Source organism: Flavobacterium omnivorum (genome assembly GCF_900099915.1).
GTDB lineage: Bacteria > Bacteroidota > Bacteroidia > Flavobacteriales > Flavobacteriaceae > Flavobacterium > Flavobacterium omnivorum.
Genome location: NZ_FNDB01000019.1, coordinates 43,742 through 67,381, shown reverse-complemented (window position 1 = coordinate 67,381; position 23,640 = coordinate 43,742). Strand labels below are relative to the sequence as shown.

General features: G+C 33.3%; 22 protein-coding genes. 6 read left to right on the top strand and 16 right to left on the bottom strand.

Annotated features, from left to right (window positions below; all coding sequences use genetic code 11):
- The 9 genes from BLS90_RS14440 to BLS90_RS16930 form a co-directional block, all read right to left on the bottom strand.
- The coding region (locus BLS90_RS14440; RefSeq protein WP_139171418.1) for a transposase at positions 1–315 on the bottom strand (315 nt) is incomplete at its 3' end.
- 119 nt (positions 316–434) lie between these two features.
- Complete coding sequence (locus tag BLS90_RS14435; RefSeq protein WP_220083882.1) at positions 435–2,027, bottom strand: S41 family peptidase; 1,593 nt, start codon at positions 2,025–2,027, stop codon at positions 435–437.
- A gap of 153 nt (positions 2,028–2,180) precedes the next feature.
- A complete protein-coding gene (locus BLS90_RS14430; protein ID WP_091258861.1) occupies positions 2,181–3,041 on the bottom strand; it encodes an NAD(P)-dependent oxidoreductase in 861 nt (286 codons plus the stop codon).
- A 192-nt stretch (positions 3,042–3,233) separates the two neighbouring features.
- Complete coding sequence (locus tag BLS90_RS14425; RefSeq protein ID WP_091258860.1) at positions 3,234–3,584, bottom strand: hypothetical protein; 351 nt, start codon at positions 3,582–3,584, stop codon at positions 3,234–3,236.
- Positions 3,585–3,673: 89 nt separating this feature from the next.
- On the bottom strand, positions 3,674–4,846 hold the full coding sequence (locus BLS90_RS14420; RefSeq protein ID WP_091258858.1) for a retropepsin-like aspartic protease: 1,173 nt from the start codon (positions 4,844–4,846) through the stop codon (positions 3,674–3,676).
- Positions 4,847–5,235: 389 nt separating this feature from the next.
- Entirely contained in the window at positions 5,236–5,964 is a 729-nt protein-coding gene (locus tag BLS90_RS14410) for an SIMPL domain-containing protein (RefSeq protein WP_091258855.1), read from the bottom strand.
- Between the two features lie 185 nt (positions 5,965–6,149).
- The gene (locus BLS90_RS14405) at positions 6,150–6,950 is read right to left on the bottom strand and encodes a hypothetical protein (protein WP_091258853.1); all 801 of its coding nucleotides are present in this window, start codon (positions 6,948–6,950) and stop codon (positions 6,150–6,152) included.
- Positions 6,951–7,106: 156 nt separating this feature from the next.
- Entirely contained in the window at positions 7,107–8,054 is a 948-nt protein-coding gene (locus BLS90_RS14400; protein WP_220083881.1) for a bacteriophage abortive infection AbiH family protein, read from the bottom strand.
- 53 nt (positions 8,055–8,107) lie between these two features.
- Positions 8,108–8,389 (bottom strand): AbiH family protein, encoded by a 282-nt coding sequence (locus tag BLS90_RS16930; protein ID WP_175455495.1) that lies wholly within the window; start codon positions 8,387–8,389, stop codon positions 8,108–8,110.
- 399 nt (positions 8,390–8,788) lie between these two features.
- On the opposite strand from BLS90_RS16930, the gene BLS90_RS14395 reads away from it, so the two are divergent.
- On the top strand, positions 8,789–10,195 hold the full coding sequence (locus BLS90_RS14395; protein ID WP_091258851.1) for an APC family permease: 1,407 nt from the start codon (positions 8,789–8,791) through the stop codon (positions 10,193–10,195).
- 351 nt (positions 10,196–10,546) lie between these two features.
- Here BLS90_RS14395 and BLS90_RS14390 read toward each other — a convergent pair whose 3' ends face one another.
- Together BLS90_RS14390 and BLS90_RS14385 are read right to left on the bottom strand one after the other, a co-directional pair.
- Complete coding sequence (locus BLS90_RS14390) at positions 10,547–11,995, bottom strand: glyceraldehyde-3-phosphate dehydrogenase (protein ID WP_091258850.1); 1,449 nt, start codon at positions 11,993–11,995, stop codon at positions 10,547–10,549.
- A 157-nt stretch (positions 11,996–12,152) separates the two neighbouring features.
- Positions 12,153–13,553, bottom strand: coding sequence for a trypsin-like peptidase domain-containing protein (locus BLS90_RS14385; protein WP_091258848.1), 1,401 nt, complete (start codon positions 13,551–13,553; stop codon positions 12,153–12,155).
- 138 nt (positions 13,554–13,691) lie between these two features.
- Here BLS90_RS14385 and dapF point away from each other — a divergent pair, with 138 nt between their 5' ends.
- The 5 genes from dapF to BLS90_RS14355 all read left to right on the top strand — a co-directional run bounded on the left by dapF (position 13,692) and on the right by BLS90_RS14355 (position 18,014).
- Positions 13,692–14,474, top strand: a complete 783-nt coding sequence (gene dapF / locus BLS90_RS14380) for a diaminopimelate epimerase (RefSeq protein WP_091258846.1) — start codon at positions 13,692–13,694, stop codon at positions 14,472–14,474.
- A gap of 226 nt (positions 14,475–14,700) precedes the next feature.
- Complete coding sequence (locus BLS90_RS14370) at positions 14,701–15,234, top strand: GNAT family N-acetyltransferase (RefSeq protein ID WP_091258841.1); 534 nt, start codon at positions 14,701–14,703, stop codon at positions 15,232–15,234.
- Positions 15,235–15,315: 81 nt separating this feature from the next.
- A complete protein-coding gene (mltG, locus tag BLS90_RS14365; protein WP_091258838.1) occupies positions 15,316–16,356 on the top strand; it encodes an endolytic transglycosylase MltG in 1,041 nt (346 codons plus the stop codon).
- Positions 16,353–17,276, top strand: coding sequence for a DUF2279 domain-containing protein (locus BLS90_RS14360; protein ID WP_394331034.1), 924 nt, complete (start codon positions 16,353–16,355; stop codon positions 17,274–17,276). Before mltG ends, BLS90_RS14360 begins: the two co-directional genes overlap by 4 nt.
- A gap of 96 nt (positions 17,277–17,372) precedes the next feature.
- On the top strand, positions 17,373–18,014 hold the full coding sequence (locus BLS90_RS14355) for a peptidoglycan-binding protein LysM (protein WP_091258833.1): 642 nt from the start codon (positions 17,373–17,375) through the stop codon (positions 18,012–18,014).
- A 70-nt stretch (positions 18,015–18,084) separates the two neighbouring features.
- Here BLS90_RS14355 and BLS90_RS14350 read toward each other — a convergent pair whose 3' ends face one another.
- The 5 genes from BLS90_RS14350 to BLS90_RS14325 form a co-directional block, all read right to left on the bottom strand.
- On the bottom strand, positions 18,085–18,603 hold the full coding sequence (locus tag BLS90_RS14350; protein ID WP_091258831.1) for a hypothetical protein: 519 nt from the start codon (positions 18,601–18,603) through the stop codon (positions 18,085–18,087).
- A 338-nt stretch (positions 18,604–18,941) separates the two neighbouring features.
- The gene (gene scpA, locus BLS90_RS14345; protein WP_091258829.1) at positions 18,942–21,080 is read right to left on the bottom strand and encodes a methylmalonyl-CoA mutase; all 2,139 of its coding nucleotides are present in this window, start codon (positions 21,078–21,080) and stop codon (positions 18,942–18,944) included.
- Between the two features lie 320 nt (positions 21,081–21,400).
- Positions 21,401–21,634, bottom strand: a complete 234-nt coding sequence (locus BLS90_RS14335; protein WP_091258825.1) for a hypothetical protein — start codon at positions 21,632–21,634, stop codon at positions 21,401–21,403.
- A 72-nt stretch (positions 21,635–21,706) separates the two neighbouring features.
- Entirely contained in the window at positions 21,707–23,071 is a 1,365-nt protein-coding gene (locus tag BLS90_RS14330) for a methylmalonyl-CoA mutase subunit beta (protein ID WP_091258823.1), read from the bottom strand.
- Between the two features lie 131 nt (positions 23,072–23,202).
- Positions 23,203–23,523 (bottom strand): FtsB family cell division protein, encoded by a 321-nt coding sequence (locus tag BLS90_RS14325; RefSeq protein WP_091258822.1) that lies wholly within the window; start codon positions 23,521–23,523, stop codon positions 23,203–23,205.
- Positions 23,524–23,640 lie beyond the last annotated feature (117 nt).

Below are 23,640 nucleotides of genomic sequence, written 5' to 3'. Positions count from 1 at the left end.
TTTATCTGCAACAAAGGCCTGTCGTTCCAAAAAAGACTTCTGTTTCTCTAGAAGTTTTACTTTGGCTTCAAGTTCCATTATCTTTTGTTCTGGCGACTTTGACATAGTAAATGGTGTTTGGTTTTCCCAATCAAAGTTACCGAATTTTCTAAGCCATTTAACAACAGTTGATCTATTTTGAATGCCATAAGTCTTTGTGGATTCTGTAACTGTAAGTTGTCCTCGTTCAATTTCTTGAACAATTTGTAATTTAAAAGACATTGAATAATCTTTTTGAGTCCGCTTCACATAGCGTGTTTCTTCATGTTTTTCCATTAGGATACTTTTTGTGTATCGCTATTTCAGGACGGGACATCGATTAAATAAGAAAAGCTACATCTTTACGGATGTAGCTTTTTCTTGTTTTGTAATAAAATAAGATAACTATCATTTTATTATTCAGAGCCTTGTTCAATAGCTTTTTCTAAAATTTCATCCCGACCTTGTCTCAAACCATTTATTGTGGGCCTAATTTCTATGTCAATTTTAATTCCTTTTCTCTGTGTTTCAGTATTATCCGGATACATAATACCATTGCCTGAAATTGCAGTTTTGTAACCTCCAATATATTCAAAAACAACTACGTCTCCATCTGCTCCGGCTGTTTGATTTCCAATTGTAATTACATTGTCTGCCGTTTGAAGTGCCATAACGGTGAATTCTGACCTGCTTATTGATTCTTCGTTGACCAAAAGAATAACTTTTCCTTTAAAATTTTTGTTGTTTTTGATTCCTGTTTGTAAGTTATCCTTGAAGCTAAACATTCCAGGATAGTTCATATTTGGACTGTAAACTTTACTGAAATCTCTTTTTTCCGAATTTAAATGTCTTGATAATAGTTTGTAGATGAAAGCTGGATAATTTCTTAAGTCAATGATTATTGCTTTTTTATTTTCGAAAGATTTAAATATGTTGGAAACATCAGCACCTTTTACACTTGCCATATTTATGTAGCCAATTATTTCGTTTATTGATTTGGTTTTAATCGTTGTGAGGTTATCCCAATATTTAAAGTCATCGAAATCATACCGATTGACTTTAATTTTTTCAATCAAATTATTTCTTTCGATAGTTAATGTTGCAGAACTATCCTTTCCAAGAAGAATTTCGTTATAAGTTTGTCGAATTTTTATATTTGCATTTGACCCTGCAATATATTTGGATTTTTTTTCTGTTTCTTTTTGAATGTCTACCTCGTCAATTTTCAAAAGTACATCGCCTAATTTTAGATTGTTGATTTTGGCAAGAGAATCATTGTAGAAACCTGAAACTACTGCTTTATTGTCAATGTTTGAAATTTTTATAGGAAGATATTTAGGTACTTCGCCATTGAAACTAATCCATGCGTGCGTATCGTCTAATTTAGCAACGAGTTCTTTTACGAGAGAGTGATATTCGTCTTTATTGGATACACTTCTAAATTTTGGAATCATTTCTGTTAATACAGAATCCCACTTTTGGTCTGTAAGATATTTGTATGGATAGAAATATTCGATGATATTCCAATATTTGAATAAGCCTAACAGCCTGTATTCTTCACTTGGATATGAAAAATTTTGATAAATAGGTTCATTTGTAACTTTAATTTTTCCAACAGGTTCTGCAGTTATGTAGAAATTTTCTCCTTGAAATCTATTTTCTTCAATGTATTTTAATTTTGCTGTAAGTTCACTATTGAAAATCTCTGAATCTTGTGTCCAAGAAAGATTGAAATTTTTATCAAAATAAAGTTTGTCAGAATCACAATTTTTACATTTTTCAATGCTGCCTAAACTGTCAATCCAATTACTGTAAATTTTTGATAATGTTTCCGTATCGCTCGCTTCTAATACTTGAGGAAGATATTTGATAAATTCTTTGTCCCAATCGTATTTGCCCTTTCCAACTTCTGGATGATAATATTTTAGAAAACCATAAATTTTGCCAATTGTAATTAATTTTTCAGTGTCTGAAATCTTTTGTTGAGCAAATAGAAAATTAAAATTCAAGCAGATTAAAATTAAAAGTAGAAATTTTTTTTTCATAATATCCCCAATGTATTTCATTATAACTTCCTTACAATTAGTATAGATTAAATTATTCCCTTTGTTTTTTGTGAGAATACAAAGGGAAGTCAAATTATTAGAACAGCATTTTTAATATCACTTATTTTTTAAACTGCTGATAATTGCCATAACATCTTGATCGCCTAATCCTTCTTGTTCCGCGGCAGCATAACTATCATACAAAGGATGAATCAGCGGTGAATCCAGTCCGGCTTCTTTTGCCAGTCTTAAATCTTTGACTAAATGTTTCAACGCAAATGCTGCTGGGTAGGAATCGTTCAGAATAGAAGGTGTTTTGATATTCGTGATTCCGTTGCCGCAAGCGCCTTGATTGATGATGTTGAGCATGTCTTCTTTGCTTACGCCATTTTTCTCGGCAAATAAAACCGTTTCGGCTAACCCTTGAAGATTCAATCCTAGCAAGTAATTGATAGCTAATTTTGAAGTGCTCGCTACGCCTGGCGCACCAACATGAATGGCGATTTTACCCAAAACGTCAAATATGGGTTTGGCTAATTCGTAGTCTTCATTTGAAGCACCCACAAGAATAACTAAGGTTCCGTCTTGTGCTGGTTTGACACTTCCTGAAACCGGTGCATCGATAAAATGAACTTGATGCAGCTGACAAAGCGTGTGGAGATAACGGGAGGTTTCTGGAGCAACGGTACTCATGTTGATGACGGTTTTTCCGGGAATTGCAGCAGCTAGTAATCCAGTTGGTCCCTCAAAAACTTCTTTTACTGCTGCGTCATTGGATAACATAGTCAAAACAACGTCACAAGTTTCCATTAGTTCTTGCAAACTGCTTGCTGATTTTGCTCCTGCAGCCAGTAATGGCACTTCTTTCTCTTTGGTGCGATTTAAAACAGATACTTCAAAACCTTCTTTGAGAAGGTTCATAACCATTGGATTTCCCATGTTGCCAAGGCCTGTCCATCCTAATTTTAATGTATTCATGATTTTTAGTGCTAAATGATACGTTTCCTGTTTTGGTGTTAAAGCTAGAATGCTCTTAGGAAAGCGATACTAAAGTACGTTTTATTTCTGGGAAAGAAATAAAAATTAGCTTCAAGAACAGGGGTGTAAATTTAAATAAGGATTTTTTTATTAAAAGCAACTTTATGTCGCTTTTCTTTATGTTGTGGATACTTACTGATGTAAATATACCAAAAGTAAATTCAGAAGTTCATAGATTGTAATTCCTAGGCCTATTCCAATTAGAAACCAAACATATCTTTGCTTTTTGTCTATTTTTACAAATTGTTCCTTGAGTAATATGCCATTTTCTTTCAATTCAAGTTTGATTTCTTTTTTGTCGAATTGTTTGCATTTGGATTCTAATACTAAATCTCTGGCGTTTAGTTTTATTTCGTGGGTAATTCCAGAAAAAGAAAACTTTTTAGAAATTCTTTTTCCATTCAGTAAAACACTTTCAATTCCAAAAACTGAGTTTAAGAATTCTATTTTATTCGAGTCAATATTAAATTCAGCGTATTTCATTTTTAGTTTGATTTTTTATAATGTTCCGCTGCATTGAAATGTTGTATGGAATTAGACACTATATCAAAACAGTTTTTTGTTGTGATTTTTTACAATGTTATTATGTTGATTTCACCTTTTTTATTTCTTATTTTTATTTCTGAAACTGTGATATTCTCAAAAATTGATTTATTAATAAAATCACATAATTTATAGTTTTCGTAGTTTTTTCCATTAATTTCAATGATTTCGTCACCGTAATTTATTTTAGCTTTCAATTTTTCATCCCAGACAATACCGATGGAGAGCTTATTATTTATTATTGTCCGGGAAAACGGTAAATATTTTTCGATTAAATCTTTATTATGTTCATATTGTTCAAAATAAAATTTTTTGTTAATAAAATCAATTGTACCTATACCATTTTCGAATAAGCCAATTCCTATCCTCGAATTATTATCATTTGTAGTTGTAGTCGATATATTTAGGAAAGCTGAATTTGCAATCTTCATATGTTTAAGTAGTAATCTTACCTGTTCACTTTCTGGAGAATTCCCGCTTAATCCAATGCTTTCTGAACCTTTTCCATTTGCAACTTCACTAAAAATTTTTTCATCTTTAAATTTTATATAATTTTTATGTGAAATATCATAAAAACCTTTCATTCCTGTATCCAATAGTACTTGTTCTTTGCCACTATCTTTTGAGCCGGTTAATTTTAACCATATAAAAGGACTACTTTGTTGCCCAAATAATGATAGTTTTGAACTATTTTCATTGTTTAAGTGAAGTTTTTTAAGATCATTAGTTATTATTAATATTTTATTTTTAACATCAATTTGAATAATCGAGTTTCTTAATAAATTACTTCCAATAAAACCATCAATTTCAAAACAATCAAATACTAAATTATTTTCGTCTTGCGAAGATAAGGCAACTGAATTTTCAAAAATAATACTACCTATTGTCAAATTTGGTAATTGAACAATATTCATTGTTGACTTTATTTGATTTGCATCACTAATTTTTAATTCCTGCAAACTTTCAAGATTTAAAATAGTACTTAATCTTTTTGTTATTAGGTTTGGTGCACCAGTATCTAATAAAAATCTATATTTATTTTCATTTATTAATACTGAAACTATTATTTTTCCATTAACATATTCAAAAGGTATTTCTGAATAATAGTTTAATTCTTTCGAATTCCCTAAATTAAAATTTACATCTTGTGCAACACAATAATTTGAAAGCAGAAGAAATATTACGATTCTAATATTTATCATTTGTTATTATATTTTGGGTTGAATTACTGTCAATTTGTTTTTACTCGCCACGAAATATCGTTTACACTCAACCCTAATCGGGTAGATTGTCGCTATTGAATTGCACCTTATGTTTTTTCAAATATATTAAATTTTTCTTACAATTTTCATGCGAAAGAATAAACGTTATAGTTACTGCGGTTTGCGTGAAGGTTTAAGAATTCTTTTTTATTATAGTCAATATTAAATTCAGCATATTTCATTTCTAGTTTGAGTTTTTTTATAATGTTTTGCATCTTTGAAATGAAGTGAGGTTCATAATCGCTCAATTTTCGGCTTAACGAAAACTTGATGCGAAACGATAATTCCATTGTACTCCAGCTAACTCAAAGCTTTTGTGCGATTGCTTTTTATTTATTTATTATTTCGTAAACAATTGTAATCGTTTCTTCCAATTCTTTTTCTTCCACATCAAATTTATCAAAAGAAGTTTTTTGATTTGAAGCCATTGCTGGCATAACTTTACCCATTTTAATTTCTGACACTTTCATCATAGAAGCACTTTCAAAATCACGCATTGTAAATTTTGAAACTTGTTTTACATTTAGCAGTTTCACTTCAAGTGCATTTGCAATATTTTCTGCATTACTTTTTGCTTCTCCAATTGCAATTTTTACTAGATTTTGTCTTGTAGTTTTTTCTAATTGATCAGAAACCTGAGTTTCAAAATCTATATCTGAATCTTTTAGGTTTTCGTTTTGTATTTCTTGATAAAATGCCTCAATTATTTTGTTATCAAGAGCAAATTCAACAACCAAAGTATTTTCAGATGTATATTCCTTTTTATTGTCATTATGTTCATCACTAGATACTTTGTATTCCGAGATTTTAATGTTTTTTTCTGTAAAACCAATTCGCAAAAGTAATTTCTGTACTTTTTCTATTTCTTCATTTAATTCCTTAATTGAAATCTTTTCTACTAAATTACGTTTTGAAACACTAATTCTAAAACTTGCCAAATCTGGCTTAACTTTCATTTTTGCAATTCCTTCCGCTGTTATTTCATTTCCGGTTTTATTCTGTGAAAAAGAGTTGAATGTTAAAAGCACAAATGCTAAAATTGTTAAATGTTTTTTCATATTTATTTGTTTGTTTTCGTTTTTCTGTCGCTCGAAAGTTTCGCACAACGTTTGGCAGCTTGGCGATGGTGGGGAATTTGTAACCTTTTAACATTCTGCTTTGCAGAAAAGTTGATGCGAAACGATAATTCCACTAAACTCCAGCTAGCTCAAAACAGCTGTCAGCCATAGTACTATCTCAATAATTAATTAACCAAAATATTTCCTTTTTCGTCATACAAATATTTCCAGCTACTTTCATGTTTTGTAGTTTCCACATCATCATCGTAATGTATTTCAGTATATTTCGTGTAATTGTTTTTTGAGATTGATCCATAGAAATACTGATCTAATAAATAAAACCTTTTCAAAGGATTTATAGAATTATCATAATTTTCAAATATTCGAACAATTTTTTCACCTTTATTTATGCTATTACGTTGCTCAAAATATTCAGTTTTGCTTAAATTACTATTAGAGTCATAGTAGAATTTTTCTGAGAAAGTCAACAAATAATTATCCGGAAAAGTATAAGGTGTATTTGGAAAAGTTGTTTTTATTTCCACAAGTTTATTGTCTGAATAATAATAAAGAAGTTTTCTATACCAAGAGTTATTGTAACCATTTGGAATTTCTTTTTTCTCAATTTGCATTGATTTATTTAAAGTAATGTAAATAGATTCCTTAGGAACTGACTTTCCCACTAATGTTGTGAAGTTTTCAACAGTAACTATATTATTGTCATATTCTAAAGAAGTACATATTTCATTTATATAAAATGTTCTGGGATTTATTTCAATAAAATTTCCCGATTTTTTAGTTAATCGTTTGGCATTGTCATATTCAAAATAAGTGTATAACCCAGATTGATTTTCTGAAGTGAGACCGTAAGGACTCATTTTGGTTATCAAAGGGGCATTATTTTGAGCGTTCTCAATTTCTTCGTCATTACTAGAACAAGAAAAAAGTAAAATTCCGATAGTTAAAAATATTAAAAGTTGTTTCATTTATTATTTGTTTAGTATTATGGCTAACGTTTTGCTGCTTTGAGATGGCTGGAAGTTCGTAACCGCTCAATTTTCGGCTTAACGAAAACTTGATGCGGAACGGCAATTCCACTAAATTCAAGCTATATCAAAACAGCGGTTGGCAGATCGGCATTTTTATTTTAGTGACTCACAATATTCTTTATTCACTACTTTGTCACGCATACTTGATTTGTTGTTGAAATTTCTTGAAATATTTCTAATTATATCACTATAGTTGTCAGTCCCATCGACTCTTTTATGATAAAATGGTTTTATTGATGCGCAATGTTTATGCTCAAACAAAGTACTTAATAATGTTCTGTCAGATATTCCACAAGAATGACCAAAAATAAATATTTGATAATCTCCACTATTTAGAAATTCTAACAATTGTTTGTAATTATCTGTTTCTAAATATTTAATAGATTTTATGTTTTCGAGATATTCATTATTGTTAAGATTTTCTATAGATTTATAATCTTCATCAATTTCATCTCCAAAGCCAAAGATGACGTCATTTCTATCATATTGATCTGTTGTTCCGTGAATATGTATATATTTTTTCTTTAATCCACTGTTTGAGTGATATGATTCAAATTCATTGTGATTGGAATATATTTTTTCAGTAAATGTGTAATTGAAATTTAGAAATAAAATTTCTTCAGGTTGCAAAAGGAAGTAATTAGGTGCGCTTTCTGAAATTAATAATTTACGTAATTCTTTTATTGGATTATTTTCTCCAATTCGAGAAATTAGATTACGATTTTCTTCTTTTAATTCTGATAATTCAACTTGATTATCTTTCAACCCTTTAATGTCATTTTGCAATTTAGAAAATTCGAATTCGGTTTTTTTGTTAATTGATGATTCAGTAAAATCTTTAAGTTTAAAATCTGAATAAACTTTATAACCAATGTTACTCCTCATTCTTACACTATTCATATCTTTTCCGAAATCTTCATTGAATTTTGTTTCAACCTTTTTCAGATATTCTTCTAGTAGTTTTTGAATCTTATAGAAGTCTTGATTTAATGAGTCAATTTTGTAATTGCAATTTTTTTCTTTGAAAGAAGTTTTTAGCAATAAATAGTACTCATTTTCGATATCAACCCAATTATTGATAAAGCAATTCGTGCTTATGATTTCAAAAAATTTATTCTTGAACTTAATTTCAATTTTTCTACACGATAATTTTCAATTTTGTCTTTTAATTTTTTGTAAGTATCAATATCGCTTAAATCATAACCAATGAAAAATTTTATTATTAATTCTTCGTTTTCAAATTCGTTTTTATGAAAATTTCCATTATCTATTTCTTTTAAAAATTCTTTCCAATAGTCATCAATAAAATTTCTATAACTAGTTAACATTCCGTGTGCTAAATCGAAACCATTTCCAATTAGTATTATTCTATTCATTTTATATGTTTTATTTTCAACGATTCGCAATATGCTGTCTGCCAACTTGTATATAGGCGAAACAAACCTTCGTCTATACATCAAAATATGGGTAGATTGGTGAAACTTTCTTTCGTTCTATACTCCCTCAAATATATTAAATTTTTCTTACAATTTTTCTGGAAAAGAATAAACGTTATAGTTATTACGGTTTGCGTGAGGGAGGGAAGCGGCATCCTTTATTTTCTTTCTTTAAGAAAATAAAGATACAGCGTACCGCCCGACCCAAAGTGGCGAGGAGGAACGACAAAGCCGCTGCAGGGTCACGCCCAAAGGAACAATCTCACTTTTCCCATCCTTATTTTGAAATTTCTAAAAAAAGTATATCTTTAGCCCACTAAAAAACCAAAAACCCATTTTATGGAAGACCAAAAACCAGACGATTTTAAAAGAGAATTAGGATTACTTGACGGAACCATGCTCGTAGTGGGTTCTATGATAGGTTCCGGGATATTTATTGTAAGCTCGGATATGGTGCGCCAGTTGGGTTCTGCGGGTTGGCTTATTGCGATGTGGGTGCTTACGGGCACCATTACGGTGATTGCCGCCGTAAGTTATGGCGAGTTGAGCGCAATGTTTCCTAAAGCGGGTGGTCAATATGTGTACATTAAGGAAGCGTACGGAAAATTAGTTGGGTTTTTATACGGTTGGAGCTTTTTTGCCGTGATACAAACGGGAACGATTGCCGCAGTGGGTGTGGCTTTTGCTAAATTTGCTGCTTACTTGTACGCACCTTTGAGTGATAAGAATATTTTATATGAGTTAGGTAGTTTTAAACTCAATGCTGCTCAGATTGTTTCTATTATTACCATTATTCTACTAAGTTATATTAATAGTCGTGGAGTGAAAAACTCGAAGATTTTACAAACGGTTCTTACTGTGATCAAAATTTTGTCGCTGGCTGGTTTGATTATTTTTGGTTTTATGGCAGCTAAAGCTGAGGTTTGGGACGCAAACTGGACCAATGCCTGGACATCACAAGCGCTGGATACGACTTCAGGAACTTGGATGCCTATTAGTGGAGTGACATTGATATCAGCCATTTCTGCAGCCTTAGTAGGTTCCTTGTTTTCCAGTGTGGCTTGGGAAGGGGTAACTTTTATTGCAGGGGAAATTAAGAATCCAAAACGGAATGTAGGATTGAGTTTGTTTTTAGGAACGTTGATTGTGAGTGTGATTTATATTTTGGCTAATATTATGTACTTGGCAGTAGTGCCTTTGTATGATATTGCGACGGCCGAATCCGATCGTGTGGCTGTGGTGGCTTCACAAAGTATTTTTGGTTCTATTGGGACTTTAATTATTGCGGTAATGATTATGATTTCGACTTTTGCTTGCAATAACGGTTTGATTATGGCGGGTGCCAGAGTGTATTATACGATGGCGCAAGACGGTGTTTTCTTCAAGAAAGCTGCCGAATTAAATAAAGCGAGTGTTCCTGCTTGGTCTATCTGGGCGCAGTGTATCTGGGCTTCGGCGTTGTGTTTGACAGGAAAATACGGTGATTTATTGGATTTTGTGGTGATTATTGTGTTGATATTTTACATCTTGACCATATTGGGAATCTTTATTTTGCGCAAGAAATTACCAGATGCTGAAAGACCGTATAGAGCTTTTGGCTATCCATTTTTGCCAGCACTTTATATTGTTGTTGCTAGTGCAATATGCATCGCTTTACTTTATACTAAAACGAGCACGAGTGGTTGGGGTGTTTTGATTATGCTAGTTGGAATACCAATTTACTATTTGACTAAAGCTAAGGAGTAGTTTTTTAAAATTATGAATTATGAGTTATGAATTTGCGGATGTACATCGTATTTTTAAATAGAGATTTTTTACGAATCAGTGAAAATCCTTCAAATCCGTTTCATCTGCGTTCTATTCGATACAAAATTAGAAAATGAACACTTAAAAAAAATCCGTTTAATCCGTGTCATCTGTGGCTAAATTAGAGCTACAATGCCAATAAAAAAGCAAAAAAAATCCGTCTCGTTTTAAAAACAGACGGATTTTCTATTGAATTCAGGTTGTGTTGCGGTTGTTTTAAATCTACAAATTAATGACTAAAAACTAATAACTAAAAAATTACAACCGCAATATACAACCTGTAAAGGACCGCTAGTAATACGTAAAACGTCTTACTTTAGCAATGTATTTTGCCAATCGGATTACTTGGTGGCTGTAACCGTATTCGTTATCGTACCAAATGTATAAGACGATATTCTTTCCATCTTTTGAAACGATAGTTGCGTTACTGTCATAAATAGCAGGTTGTGGAGTCCCTATTATATCTGAAGAAACTAATTCATTATTCATGGAATATTTTATTTGCTCTACCAGCTCGCCTTCCAAAGCATATTTTTTCATGATAGCATTGATTTCCTGTACCGAAGTGGTTTTGGAAACCTCAAGGTTTAAGACAACCAAAGAGCCATTTGGAACTGGGACCCGAATCGCATTGGAGGTCAGTTTCCCTTCTAATGATGGCAACGCTTTTGCAACAGCACTTCCAGCACCAGTTTCGGTAATCACCATGTTTAAAGCGGCTGCTCTTCCACGACGGTATTTTTTGTGCATGTTGTCTACAAGATTCTGGTCGTTTGTGTACGCATGAATCGTTTCTAGATGTCCTTTGACAACACCTAATGTATCTTCAACAGCTTTTAAGATTGGTGTGATTGCATTTGTAGTACAAGATGCCGCTGAAAAAATATTAATTTCATCCGGATTGTATTCGTTCTGGTTTACACCATGAACAATGTTTGGAACTCCCTTTCCAGGAGCGGTAAGCAATACTTTATCTGTACCTTTAGAAACTAAATGTCTGCTCAAAGCTTCATGTGTGGTAAAAGCTCCTGTGTTGTCAATTACTAAAGCATTGTCAATTCCGTAATGCGTATAATCAATTTCTTCTGGAGCGTTTGCAGTAATGACATGAACGGTAGTTCCGTTGATTATCAATGCGTTATTTTTGGGGTCGGCAATTACAGAGCCTTGAAAGTCTCCATGTATAGAATCATATCGCAATAAAGAGGCTCTTTTTTCGAGCGAGGTAGCGTCATTTTTATCACGGGTAACAATCGCTCGCAAGCGCAACTGACTTCCTTTTCCCGTTTTAGACATCAGCTCTCTGGCTAATAGACGACCAATACGTCCAAAACCATACAAAACAACATCTTTAGGTTGCACTTCCTCTGAGTCTTTTGCGTTTTTTAATTTGTCAATCACAAAATACTTAGCATCTGGATATTTGTCCTCTTCTAAACCATATTCATAGGTTAGCTTGCCAATATCTAATTTTGAAGGTAGCAAGTTCAATTCTAAAACCGCTTTTGCAATTTTAACAGAATCAAATATAGAAATGGGTTTCCCTACAAATTCGGCTGCATATTCATGTAGATTAATGATGTCACTAACATTTCGGTCTAGCAGTTGATTGCGGAATAAGACCATCTCAATGGATTTGTCATACCATAAATCGCTGATAATTTTAATCAGTTTTACTCCTGCGCGTCGCCTGTCGGCTTGAAAAGAAACTTCTTTTTCGTATAAAGTGGTAGTTGCCATGTTGAAAATTTAATGAAAATAAGTGATTGTATTTTTTAAAATTTGTGCAAAAGTACCGATTTCAATCGATTTCGTAACGTGTTTTGTTATTTATTTGCAAATAAAAAAGCCATCTTGTTTTTTCAAGATGGCTTTAGTTTTATTAAAAAAGGAAGCATTAGAGAATCACTCGCATTACTTCTCCACTTTTAGTAATCATTTCAATACGTACGGTTTGGCTTTCTTCTTTTTTACTTAAAAGCTTAGACACCGTTTCTACATCTGTAGCTTTGACATTGTCAATACTCAAAATAATATTTCCTACCAACTCCTCTCTGTATTGTTTTAAATTTTCGCTGGTGATCGATTTGATTTTTACACCATAATCTATTTTGAATTTCTTTTTATCTGCTGCTTCTACGTTTTCTAATTCAATTCCTTTAAACTCGGTGCTGAAAAATTCATTTTTACTCAAGATAACTGCAACAACTTTAGTTTTTCCGTCTCGTATAAAAGATACCTGCACTTTGTCGTTCGGTCTTTTGGTGTTGATGTAACCAGAGAGATCTGCAAAAGTAGCCACATTTTGTTCGTCTAATTTTATGATAACGTCACCTTTTGTAAGGCCTGATTTCTCGGCACCAGAATTTTTAGTTACCTTATTAATGTAGAATCCCTGCGTTTGGGAAATTCCTAATTCTTTGGATGTAATGCTGTTCAGTTCACCTCCTTCAACCCCAAGAATTCCGCGTTGTACATTTCCAAACTCCATTAAATCTTCAATGATTTTTCGGGCAATATTCGAAGGAACCGCAAACGAATAGCCTACGTAAGAACCCGTCATAGACGAAATCATCGTGTTGATTCCAATCAGTTCGCCACGTGTGTTTACTAAGGCGCCACCACTGTTTCCCGGATTTACCGCGGCATCTGTTTGTATGAATGATTGGATACCGCTGGTGTCTAAATCTCTGGCTTTCGCCGAAACAATTCCAGCAGTTACCGTAGAAGTTAAATTATATGGATTACCAACAGCCAAAACCCATTCGCCCACTTTCACCGAATCAGAATTGGCAAAAACGGTGTACGGTAATTTCTCCTCTGCATCAATTTTCAATAAGGCAATATCCATTTTAGAATCGGTTCCAATGAGTTTTGCCTGATATGATTTCTTATTGTTTAAGGTAATTTCGATTTCAGAGGCACCTTTGATCACGTGATTGTTGGTTACGATATAACCATCCTCAGAAATGATTACACCAGAACCAGTTCCTACTTGCTCCTGAGATTGTCCTCCTTTATACCCATAAAAATATTCTAAAATAGGATTTGTAACGGTTCTTCGCGAGACGTTTTTTACGTGCACAACCGTATGAATAGTTTTTTCTGCAGCTTCAGTAAAATCAAGGACTTCCGATGATAATCCTACTTTTTTTCCGTAAGAATTGGATGCTGTTGTTACCAAAGTATTTTTATCATTAGAAAAATAACCATTGGGGTCAAATAATAACTTGTAGGAACCTAGTGTTACTACTCCGCTTAACAAGGAAACTAAAAAAAGTGTTGAAAAATTTTTCATAATTAAATTCGTTTATTAAGATATTTACTTGTAAAAATAGAATTAAAATTGATTCCTAAAATACAGTTTAACGCTCTTTAACAATGATTAACATTTCATTAATAGTTTGTACTTTTGTGAAACACAAATCAAATTAAAATGCACTTAGAATTTTATAAATACCAAGGAACAGGAAATGATTTTGTAATGATTGATAATCGCACGGAGTTTTTTCCAAAAGAGAACACAAAACTAATAGCACATTTATGTGACCGACGTTTCGGGATAGGTGGCGATGGGTTGATTTTGTTAGAAAATGATTCTGAAACCGATTTTAAAATGGTCTATTACAATTCAGATGGAAACCAAAGTTCCATGTGTGGGAACGGTGGACGCTGTTTAGTGGCTTTCGCCAAAAAGCTACAGGTAATCGAGAATGAAGCAACTTTCATAGCCACAGATGGCTTGCACCACGCAATTATTGGCGATGATGGATTGGTTTCGCTACAAATGATTGATGTTGCTGAGGTAAAAGTCAGTCCAGATCACGTGTTTCTAAATACGGGTTCGCCACACCATGTGCAATTAGTTGATGATTTAGAAAATTACAATATAAAAGAAAATGGAGCTGCTATTCGATATGGAGATTTATACGGCAAAGCAGGAAGTAACATCAATTTTGTCAAACAAATTGACGATACCACTTTTTCGCTACGAACGTATGAAAGAGGCGTAGAAGATGAAACACTTTCTTGCGGAACAGGAGCGACCGCAGTTGCAATTGCGATGAATGTTTTAGGAAAAACGGATTCTTCTTCCATTGATTTGAATGTTGAAGGTGGGAAATTAGTCGTTTCTTTTGATAAAGGAGAAGGTAAATTTACTAATGTTTTCCTGAAAGGACCAGCAGAATTTGTATTTGAAGGAACAATTGCCATTTAATTACAAATTAGGAATTATGCAAACGCCGGATTTATCAATTTTAGTATTGTTATTATTTGTTTGTAGCTTTCTTTTTTATTCTCACTTCAAAAAAGGTGGATTTTCTAAAATGAATTATTACGATAAATATCATTCAATGATTCGTTTTTTAATCATTCCTATTGTAATAATAATTTTATTGGTTGCTATTTTTAATAAACTGGTTTATAATTCGTAATTATTTAAAATGAAAACATTAAAAGGTGACAACATCTATATTCGAGCATTAGAACCCAATGATTTGGAGTTCGTGTATGCGATAGAAAATGACCAGAGCATTTGGGAAGTCAGTAATACGCATACCCCTTACAGCCGGTTTTTAGTCAAACAATATTTAGAAAATGCCCATCAGGATATTTATGAAGCCAAGCAATTGCGATTGGCTATTTGTCAAGATCAGGATTTTCCTGCTCTGGGTTTAATCGATTTATTTGATTTTGATCCAAAGAACAACAGGGCAGGAGTGGGTATCGTTATCCAAGACAACGAAAACCGAAAACAGAATATTGGTTCCGAAGCTTTGGCATTATTAATAGAATATGCTTTTTTTAATCTTAATTTACACCAATTATATGCAAATATAGGAACCGAAAACGAAGCAAGTAAAGCTCTTTTTACTAAATTTGGATTCGAAATGATAGGCGTAAAGAAAGACTGGACTTTTGTAAACGGAAAATACAAAGACGAAGCTATTTTTCAATTGATTAATACTAAATTTTAAAAAGTACAGTTATAATTCCCAATCTTTTAAACAGAAAGTAACGATTATAGAGACTAACACTCCAACAAAAAAATACCACAAATGAATTTAAAAAAAATTATCACGATAGTATCCGTTGTCTTAATATCAATATTAATGATTTACGGATTAATTATTTTGCGTCAGATTTTTTCTTCCAACACAAAATTTTCAGAAAATGAAGTCTATGTTTATATCCCAACGGATTCGAATTATGAAGCGGTAAAAAAAATAGTGGCACCGTATATTGAAAACTTAGATCGCTTTGAGATGGTTGCAAATAAAAGAGGCTATGCAGAGAATGTGATACCAGGCCGTTTTTTACTAACCAAAGGAATGAACAGTTATGAATTGGTAAAAACCTTAAGACTAAATTCGGCGGTAAAACTAGCTTTCAACAATCAAGAACGAGTAGAGAATTTAGCGGGACGTGTAGGTTCTCAAATCGAAGCTGATAGTGTAGCGTTATTGAATGCGTTTAAAGATTCTATTTTTCTAAAGGAAAACGGATTTAACGAAGAAAACGTTTTGGCACTATTTATTCCCAATACATACGAGATTTATTGGAACACTACTGCTGAAAAGTTCCGCGATAAGATGATCAAAGAATATCGTAATTTTTGGAATAAAGAAAGACTTGCCAAAGCACAAAAACAAGGATTGACTCCAATTGAAGCAACTATTTTGGCTTCAATAGTGCATAAAGAATCGGTTAAAAAAGACGAGAGACCAAGAATTGCAGGGGTGTATTTGAACCGTTTAAGAGCCGGAATGCCGTTGCAAGCTGATCCAACCGTAATATTTGCAATGAAAAAGAAATCGAATGATTTTAATCAAGTCATTAAAAGAGTTTTTTATAATGATTTGACAATGTCGCATCCTTATAATACATATATGAATGTTGGTCTGCCTCCTGGACCTATTGCCATGCCTGACATCACGGCGTTAGAAGCTGTTTTGGACCCTGAAAAAAACAACTTTATTTATTTCTGTGCCAGCGTAGAGCGTTTCGGATACCATGAATTTGCAGCCACTTTAGAAGAGCACAATAAAAACGCAAAAAAATATTCAGATTGGATCAACAGTCAAGGGGTGAAAAGATAGTTGTGACTTGTAAAGTCCTTCTTATAGTAGGGTTCATACTTAGTTTTCAAATTGGGTATTCACAAGATAGCCCTAATAAAAATTCCTTTAAACCCTCCGATTCTTTAAATACGAAAAGACAAAATTTCGTAATCATTTCGGAAGCTGTTTTGGCTACGGGAACTTTAATAGGTTTAAACCAACTTTGGTACGCCGAGTATCCCAAATCTAATTTTCATTTTATAAATGACAATTCTGAGTGGCTTCAAATGGATAAAGCAGGTCATGTGTTTTCATCTTACCATTTAGGACGATTTGGTGCAGAAATGTTAGAATGGAGCGGCACCTCAAAAAAGAATCAATTGCTTTACGGCGCCGGTCTCGGTTTTGCATTTCTAACCGCTGTTGAGGTCTTAGACGGCTATTCTGCTGAGTGGGGCGCTTCTTCCGGAGATATACTAGCTAATGCTGCTGGAACCGCTTTGTATGTTTCGCAAGAATTAATCTGGAACGAACAACGCATTACCCCGAAATTTTCTTTTAATACTACGAAATTTGCAAATTATCGACCCGAAGTTTTAGGAAGTTCAATTTCAGAACAAGTGCTAAAAGACTATAATGGTCAAACGTATTGGCTTTCGGTTAATTTATATTCGTTTGCTAAAGACTCCAAAATACCAAAATGGGTGAATGTAGCATTGGGATATGGAGCAGAAGGAATGATCACTGGGAGAAATGAAAATAGAACCACTTTTTCAGCCGAAAATTTACAACGTTTTAGACAATTTTATCTGAGTTTGGATGTCGATTTAACAAAAATTAAGACCAATTCTCATTTTTTAAAGACCGTTTTTTCTGTTTTTAATACTATTAAAATTCCCGCACCAACTATAGAATTGGTGCGTTTCAACGAGGTAAAATACCACTTAATCTATTTTTAGAAAAGTTTAACTAACTGATTATCAGTATAATTATTTTTATTGTATCTTTGCACGTAGAAATTTCATAACGGGACAGCGTTTGAAGAAAAACAATTTATGATAAAGAAATGGTATTTTTATGCAAGTTTGACTGTGATTACAGTTTTTTTGAGCTCAGGTTTTAGACCTTTTAATTTAGAAACCAACCCTTGGTTTCTTATCAATGAAGAAGATGGTACACACTACTTATATCCATCTCAAGAACAAGAAGAATACACGAATTTAAACATCCCTTTTACCGGAAATTTCTTTATTGGTTTCAGAGAAGCTTTGGGCTATCGGGAATCAGAAAGCAAATACAAAAAAATTAATTCTTTAGGATATATGGGTAAATACCAATTTGGTATTGAAACCTTAAAATCTGTGGGCATATACAATCGCTCTGCTTTTTTAAATAGTCCTGAACTGCAAGAAAAGGCGTTTTTAGCCCTTTTGGCGCAGAACAAGTGGGAATTAAAAAAAGAAATTAAAAAATACGAGGGTACAATCTTAAATGGCATTCGTGTTACAGAATCTGGGATATTAGCAGCTGCTCACCTTGGAGGTGCAGGGTCTGTAAAAAAATATTTTAGATACAAAGGCAAACGAAATTTTAGAGATGCTTATGGAAGTTCCGTGCGTAGTTATATGAAAATGTTTGGAGGTTATGATACTTCGTTTATTGTTGCAGACAGCAACGCGAAAGCCAAAATTAGATAATCAATTTATAGGGTAAAAAAAATAGGATGTCAAGCAAGGATTGACAGCCTATTTTTTTTGTATTATTAGATTACTTTGCTTTAAGAATTTCTCCATTAGGCCGAACCAATAATTTTATGGTTTCCTTATCTTTTTTTATTTTTACATTGTATTGTTTTTTAATGATGTCTCCGTCCTCTTGAGTATAAAGAAAACTATCATTTACAATAGTCCAGCCGGGATATGTTCGGTAGATGGAGTAGATTACTTCGCTAGGAAGAACCACATTCTTGAATTGTTCTACAACACGTACTAGCTTCCCTTTTTCATTATAAGTAGCGGTTAACGATCCGTTTTTAACCTCCATAACCACAAGATACTCTTCGTACCCTTCAGCATCTTTTCCTAAATCATAAGCGATGAATTTCTCTTCTACCATTTTGACCTTTTGATCCGGGTTGTTATCAGGAATGTAAACTGAAAAATCAGTTCCTACTCTCTTAATGATCACTCCAGGTAATTCTTCTATTTTGATTTTTCCTTTTTCAGTTACTTGAGCATTTACTGCTAGTGTAACGCTTAAAAAAAGTATAATAATAAGTGCTTTCATAATATTTAAGTTTTAAATTAGTTAATGATTTTTGGAATTATATTCAACTATAACTTTCTAAGGCTTACTTTTTACTTCCCCTTTTATATTTTGTTAATTATCTTAATATCAGTAATTTAAAATTTAATTTCTTCGCTAAAAGTAAATAGGTATATGTAAATTTAGTTTTTTATTTCAGGATGTAGCGTTAATTTTACTATAATTTATGTTAACAAAATGAGCCAAATTAGATTCTTTTTATTAGGATTTTTTTGCTTTTTATTTTAATTAAAAACCAAAAAACACCAAGCTTTCGAATGGTGTTTTTAAGGTAAAATAGAGTCTAAAATGGCGTTTGATTATTCGAAACTTTCCAATAAAATTTCTAATATTTTAATAGCCGCCTCGCTAATTTTTGTACCAGGACCAAAAACAGCAACCGCTCCTGCATCAAATAAAAACTGATAATCTTGTGCAGGAATTACTCCTCCTACAACTACCATAATATCCTCTCGACCGTATTTTTTTAGCTCTTCAATCACTTGTGGCACCAGCGTTTTATGACCAGCAGCTAATGAGGAAACTCCAAGAATATGTACGTCATTTTCCACCGCTTGTTTGGCAGCCTCAGCTGGCGTTTGAAAAAGTGGGCCAATATCCACATCAAAACCTACATCAGCGTAACCGGTGGCTACCACTTTAGCACCTCGGTCGTGTCCGTCTTGTCCCATTTTGGCAATCATGATTCGTGGTCGACGTCCTTCTTTTTTAGCGAATTCATCTGCCAGTTGTTTTGCTTTTTCAAAGCTTTTATCGTCTTTTATTTCTTTGCTATACACACCACTAAAGGATTTAATTTGTGCTTTGTATCTTCCAAAAACCGTTTCCAGTGCGTCACTGATTTCTCCTAATGTTGTTCGGTTTCGAGCTGCTTCAACAGCTATTTCCAGTAAATTTCCTTCACCAGTTTGAGCACAAAGGATTAATTTTTTAAGTGAATCCTGAACTTTTTCAGAATCTCTGCTGGCTTTGATTCGGTCTAATTGCTCCAATTGTTGCTTGCGGACCATTTGGTTATCGACATCCAAAATCTGTAAAGGATCTTCTTTTTCTAATCGGTATTGATTGACACCTACAATAATATCCTGACCACTGTCTATTCTTGCTTGTTTTCTGGCTGCCGCTTCTTCGATTCTAAGTTTTGGAATTCCGGATTCAATGGCTTTGGTCATTCCGCCAAGTTCTTCTACTTCTTCGATAAGTTTCCAAGCATTTTCTGCAATCTCATTCGTCAAGCTTTCTACATAATAACTTCCGGCCCAAGGATCGACGGTTTTGGTGATTTTAGTTTCTTCTTGTAAATAAAGCTGTGTGTTTCTGGCAATTCTAGCCGAGAAATCCGTTGGTAAAGCAATGGCTTCATCCAAAGCATTGGTATGCAAAGATTGTGTTCCTCCAAAAGCTGCTGCGGAAGCTTCAATACAAGTTCGCGCTACATTATTAAAAGGATCTTGCTCCGTTAAACTCCAACCCGAAGTTTGGCAATGGGTTCTCAAGGCTAATGATTTATCGTCTTTTGGTTCGAATTGTTTGACTAGTTTCGCCCAAATCATTCTTCCCGCACGCATTTTGGCAATTTCCATAAAATGGTTCATACCAATCGCCCAGAAAAAAGATAATCTTGGAGCGAATTCATCAATTTTCATTCCGGTCGCTAATCCAGTTCGAATGTATTCGAGTCCATCGGCCAAAGTGTAGGCTAATTCAATATCAGCAGTGGCTCCCGCTTCTTGCATGTGGTATCCAGAAATTGAAATCGAGTTGAATTTCGGCATTTTTTTGCTGGTAAATTCAAAAATATCAGCAATGATTTTCATCGAAGGCGTTGGCGGATAAATGTACGTGTTTCGCACCATGAACTCTTTCAAAATATCATTTTGGATTGTTCCGGAAAGCAATTCGGGTTTTACGCCTTGTTCTTCGGCGGCGACAATATAGAAAGCCATAATAGGTAAAACAGCGCCATTCATCGTCATGGAAACCGACATCTCATCCAGCGGAATTTGGTCGAATAATACTTTCATATCTTCCACGGTGTCAATCGCAACTCCCGCTTTTCCTACATCACCTACTACGCGTTCGTGATCTGAATCATAACCGCGGTGTGTAGGTAAATCAAAAGCTATGGAAAGTCCTTTTTGACCCGCAGCCAGGTTTCTTCTGTAAAAAGCATTACTTTCTTCAGCGGTCGAAAATCCGGCGTATTGGCGCACAGTCCATGGACGACGAACGTACATTGTAGCGTAAGGTCCGCGTAAATTTGGTGCAAAACCAGCTCCAAAATCAAGATGAGTAAGATGCTCAATATCTTGTTCCGAATACGTTGGTTTTAGTTCGATTCCCTCCGCGGTTAGAAAAGCAACAGCCAAAGAATTTTCATTCTCTACTTTCAACGGTTTGCTTTCTAATTTTATATGTTGTAAATCTTTTCTTTTCATTTGTTTAGTGCAAAGATTATATTTTTTGAAATTTTAATTCCTTTCAATCCATATTTCAGTATTTCGTGAAGTATGAAAAAATAGCTTTAATAACAATTGTGTTATCGTAGCTGTTGAAATGAATTAAGTATGGAAAATTTTGAATTAAAGCTACTCTGGTCTTGTCATATCTTATTTGAAAAAGTAGCGGATTTGACTTAATTATTTTTAAACTTTCCTTGAAAGAATTGGAGAAAGTATTGCCCAATTTAGGTTGAATGCTTTTGTACCAATCCAAAGCTGTTATGAAATCAAGTTTAGCTTCCTCAACAATTATAATTTTATAACTCGCCATCAATATCTTTTAGAAAATCATCAATATTTTGGGCTGAAGAAGGATTCTTAAGATATTTCTCAGTTCTTTCTCTAACTTGGTCCATTTGCCATTGAGGGATTTCTACATTATTCGACTTTGGAAGAATAATCACTTCAACTTCATCAGCATTAAAATCATCCGGCAGTGTGATACTTATTTTGTGATTTTTCACCTTAACGATTTGTCTTATGGCTTCCATTATTTTATGTTTTTAGTAACGTAAATATACTCTTTTCCAGTGGTGTTAAATTAAATAACAGAGTCGAGTTGACTATTCAAGATCCAATCTTTCCTGTTCTATTTTTTCTGCCAGACGTTTTTCGATTATGGGTGTAATCAATGTTTTTCTTGGTTTGACTTTTACAAAAGGAAACAATTCTAAATCATGTTTCATTTTGTCCTGTTTATTAGGATGTTTGTTTGTACCTAATAGAATTTCTTTCCCAGAATCAAATAGTTCCTGAGCTGTATCAGCACTTTCCTGAATTTTCCTTTTGATGATTCCGTCATTAAGTTGTTTTAGGAAACCGCCATTTGCCTCAATATCTTTAAATAATGCCAACGCTTTTTCGGCTAATTGATTGGTGAGATTTTCGATATAATAACTGCCGTCAGCCGGATTATTCACTTTGTCAAAATAACTTTCGTTTTTAAGAATCAATAATTGGTTTCGGGCAATTCGGTCGCCAAATTCATTGTCTTTGTGATACAACGCATCATAAGGTAAATTTGCAATAGCATCTGCCCCGCCAAGAATCGCACTCATACATTCGGTTGTGGTTCGCAACATGTTAACATTATAATCGTATAATGTTTTATTTCGTTTGGTTGGCGATACGATGATGTTGCAATCTAAGTTGTGGTTGTATTCTTTAGCAATAAGATTAAAAAGTAATCGTAATGCACGCAGTTTTGCAATTTCAAAAAAGTAATTGGTACCAACGGCCACTTCAAAAACTATGGGTTGGTTTATAATTTCAATTCTATTGAAATATTCATTGGCTTGTCCTAAACTATAAGCAATTTGCTGCACCATATTGGCACCTGCATTTTGATACAAAACAGCATTTATACTGATTAATGACACTGATTTTGTTTCTTCCGATAGTAAATTCAGTGTATCAAAATTACTTTTTTCTTTAGTTGTAAACCAGTTTCCGTCTTTGGCTAATTGTCCAATTGGATCCAGATTGCAAAAAATAGCAGTATTATTTTTTTTTGCGAAAGCATCAATTTTTTTTACGAAATCGATTGAAATAAATCCAAGATTAAAATAAACGGTAACTTTTTCTAATGGTAATTGATCCAAAAGAGTGGTGATATCAATTGATTCGTTTTCTATTGTAAACCGAAGGCTATCCGCACCACGACTTAATGTGTCGAGAGCTCTTTCTATTGATTTCTGAAGATCGTAGACAAATATATTTTGACAAATTTTAAATTCAGACGCTTTAGTGGAAACAGGAAAAGCTTTGGTAAACTCATCTTTGTGGTAAAAAGGTTTTACCTGAATGTCTTCGGGAGAATTCCAAACTAAGGTTTCATTATAATCCGCTCCTTTGAGTTCAAACTGGATTTTTTGTTTCCATTGTTTGGAGGAAATTGGATCGAAAGCATCGAAAAGATTTGTTGTCATTTTATTTGTATTTTTCCTAATCCCAGCGATTCTCCAAAAGAAATTGAGCTAAAAATCGGTATTTTATTTTTTAATATTTTCTATTTAATTTCACGCTCTTTTCCCAATTTTGAAATTGTTAGGAGGTGATTTTATTTTTTAATCGTGTCGCCTTCAAATTCGATGATATAAATATCTTCACTATCTTTTTTCATGTAGTATTTTTCGCGGGCGTATTTTTCTATCTGTTCTGGATTTTTTAATTGCTTGATATTCTCTTGATCTTTTTTAATTTCTTCTTGGTAATAAGTCGCGTTATCCTCTAAATCTTCAATTTGTTTGTCTAAAATACGATGATCGAAGTAGGAATAGTTATCCAAAAAAATCATCCATGTACAAAAGAACAACAATACCCAGACATATTTGTTGCTTAAAAATTTAAACCAAGGTTTCTCTTTGTACGGATTTTTCATTTTATTTTTTTTAGCCCCGATTACAGTGTAAATCCTTTTAGTAGGTGATGATGACGAAGGAAGATTCACCTACTAAAAGATTGCAACGGAAAGCGGGAAATAGCTCCTAATAATTAT

Coding starts and splice junctions, on each gene's coding strand:
- BLS90_RS14430 (WP_091258861.1), bottom strand. CDS start 3,041: ATGAATACATTAAAATTAGGATGGACAGGCCTTGGCAACATGGGAAAT.
- BLS90_RS14425 (WP_091258860.1), bottom strand. CDS start 3,584: ATGAAATACGCTGAATTTAATATTGACTCGAATAAAATAGAATTCTTA.
- BLS90_RS14420 (WP_091258858.1), bottom strand. CDS start 4,846: ATGATAAATATTAGAATCGTAATATTTCTTCTGCTTTCAAATTATTGT.
- BLS90_RS14410 (WP_091258855.1), bottom strand. CDS start 5,964: ATGAAAAAACATTTAACAATTTTAGCATTTGTGCTTTTAACATTCAAC.
- BLS90_RS14405 (WP_091258853.1), bottom strand. CDS start 6,950: ATGAAACAACTTTTAATATTTTTAACTATCGGAATTTTACTTTTTTCT.
- BLS90_RS16930 (WP_175455495.1), bottom strand. CDS start 8,389: ATGAATAGAATAATACTAATTGGAAATGGTTTCGATTTAGCACACGGA.
- BLS90_RS14395 (WP_091258851.1), top strand. CDS start 8,789: ATGGAAGACCAAAAACCAGACGATTTTAAAAGAGAATTAGGATTACTT.
- BLS90_RS14390 (WP_091258850.1), bottom strand. CDS start 11,995: ATGGCAACTACCACTTTATACGAAAAAGAAGTTTCTTTTCAAGCCGAC.
- BLS90_RS14385 (WP_091258848.1), bottom strand. CDS start 13,553: ATGAAAAATTTTTCAACACTTTTTTTAGTTTCCTTGTTAAGCGGAGTA.
- dapF (WP_091258846.1), top strand. CDS start 13,692: ATGCACTTAGAATTTTATAAATACCAAGGAACAGGAAATGATTTTGTA.
- BLS90_RS14370 (WP_091258841.1), top strand. CDS start 14,701: ATGAAAACATTAAAAGGTGACAACATCTATATTCGAGCATTAGAACCC.
- mltG (WP_091258838.1), top strand. CDS start 15,316: ATGAATTTAAAAAAAATTATCACGATAGTATCCGTTGTCTTAATATCA.
- BLS90_RS14355 (WP_091258833.1), top strand. CDS start 17,373: ATGATAAAGAAATGGTATTTTTATGCAAGTTTGACTGTGATTACAGTT.
- BLS90_RS14350 (WP_091258831.1), bottom strand. CDS start 18,603: ATGAAAGCACTTATTATTATACTTTTTTTAAGCGTTACACTAGCAGTA.
- scpA (WP_091258829.1), bottom strand. CDS start 21,080: ATGAAAAGAAAAGATTTACAACATATAAAATTAGAAAGCAAACCGTTG.
- BLS90_RS14335 (WP_091258825.1), bottom strand. CDS start 21,634: ATGGAAGCCATAAGACAAATCGTTAAGGTGAAAAATCACAAAATAAGT.
- BLS90_RS14330 (WP_091258823.1), bottom strand. CDS start 23,071: ATGACAACAAATCTTTTCGATGCTTTCGATCCAATTTCCTCCAAACAA.
- BLS90_RS14325 (WP_091258822.1), bottom strand. CDS start 23,523: ATGAAAAATCCGTACAAAGAGAAACCTTGGTTTAAATTTTTAAGCAAC.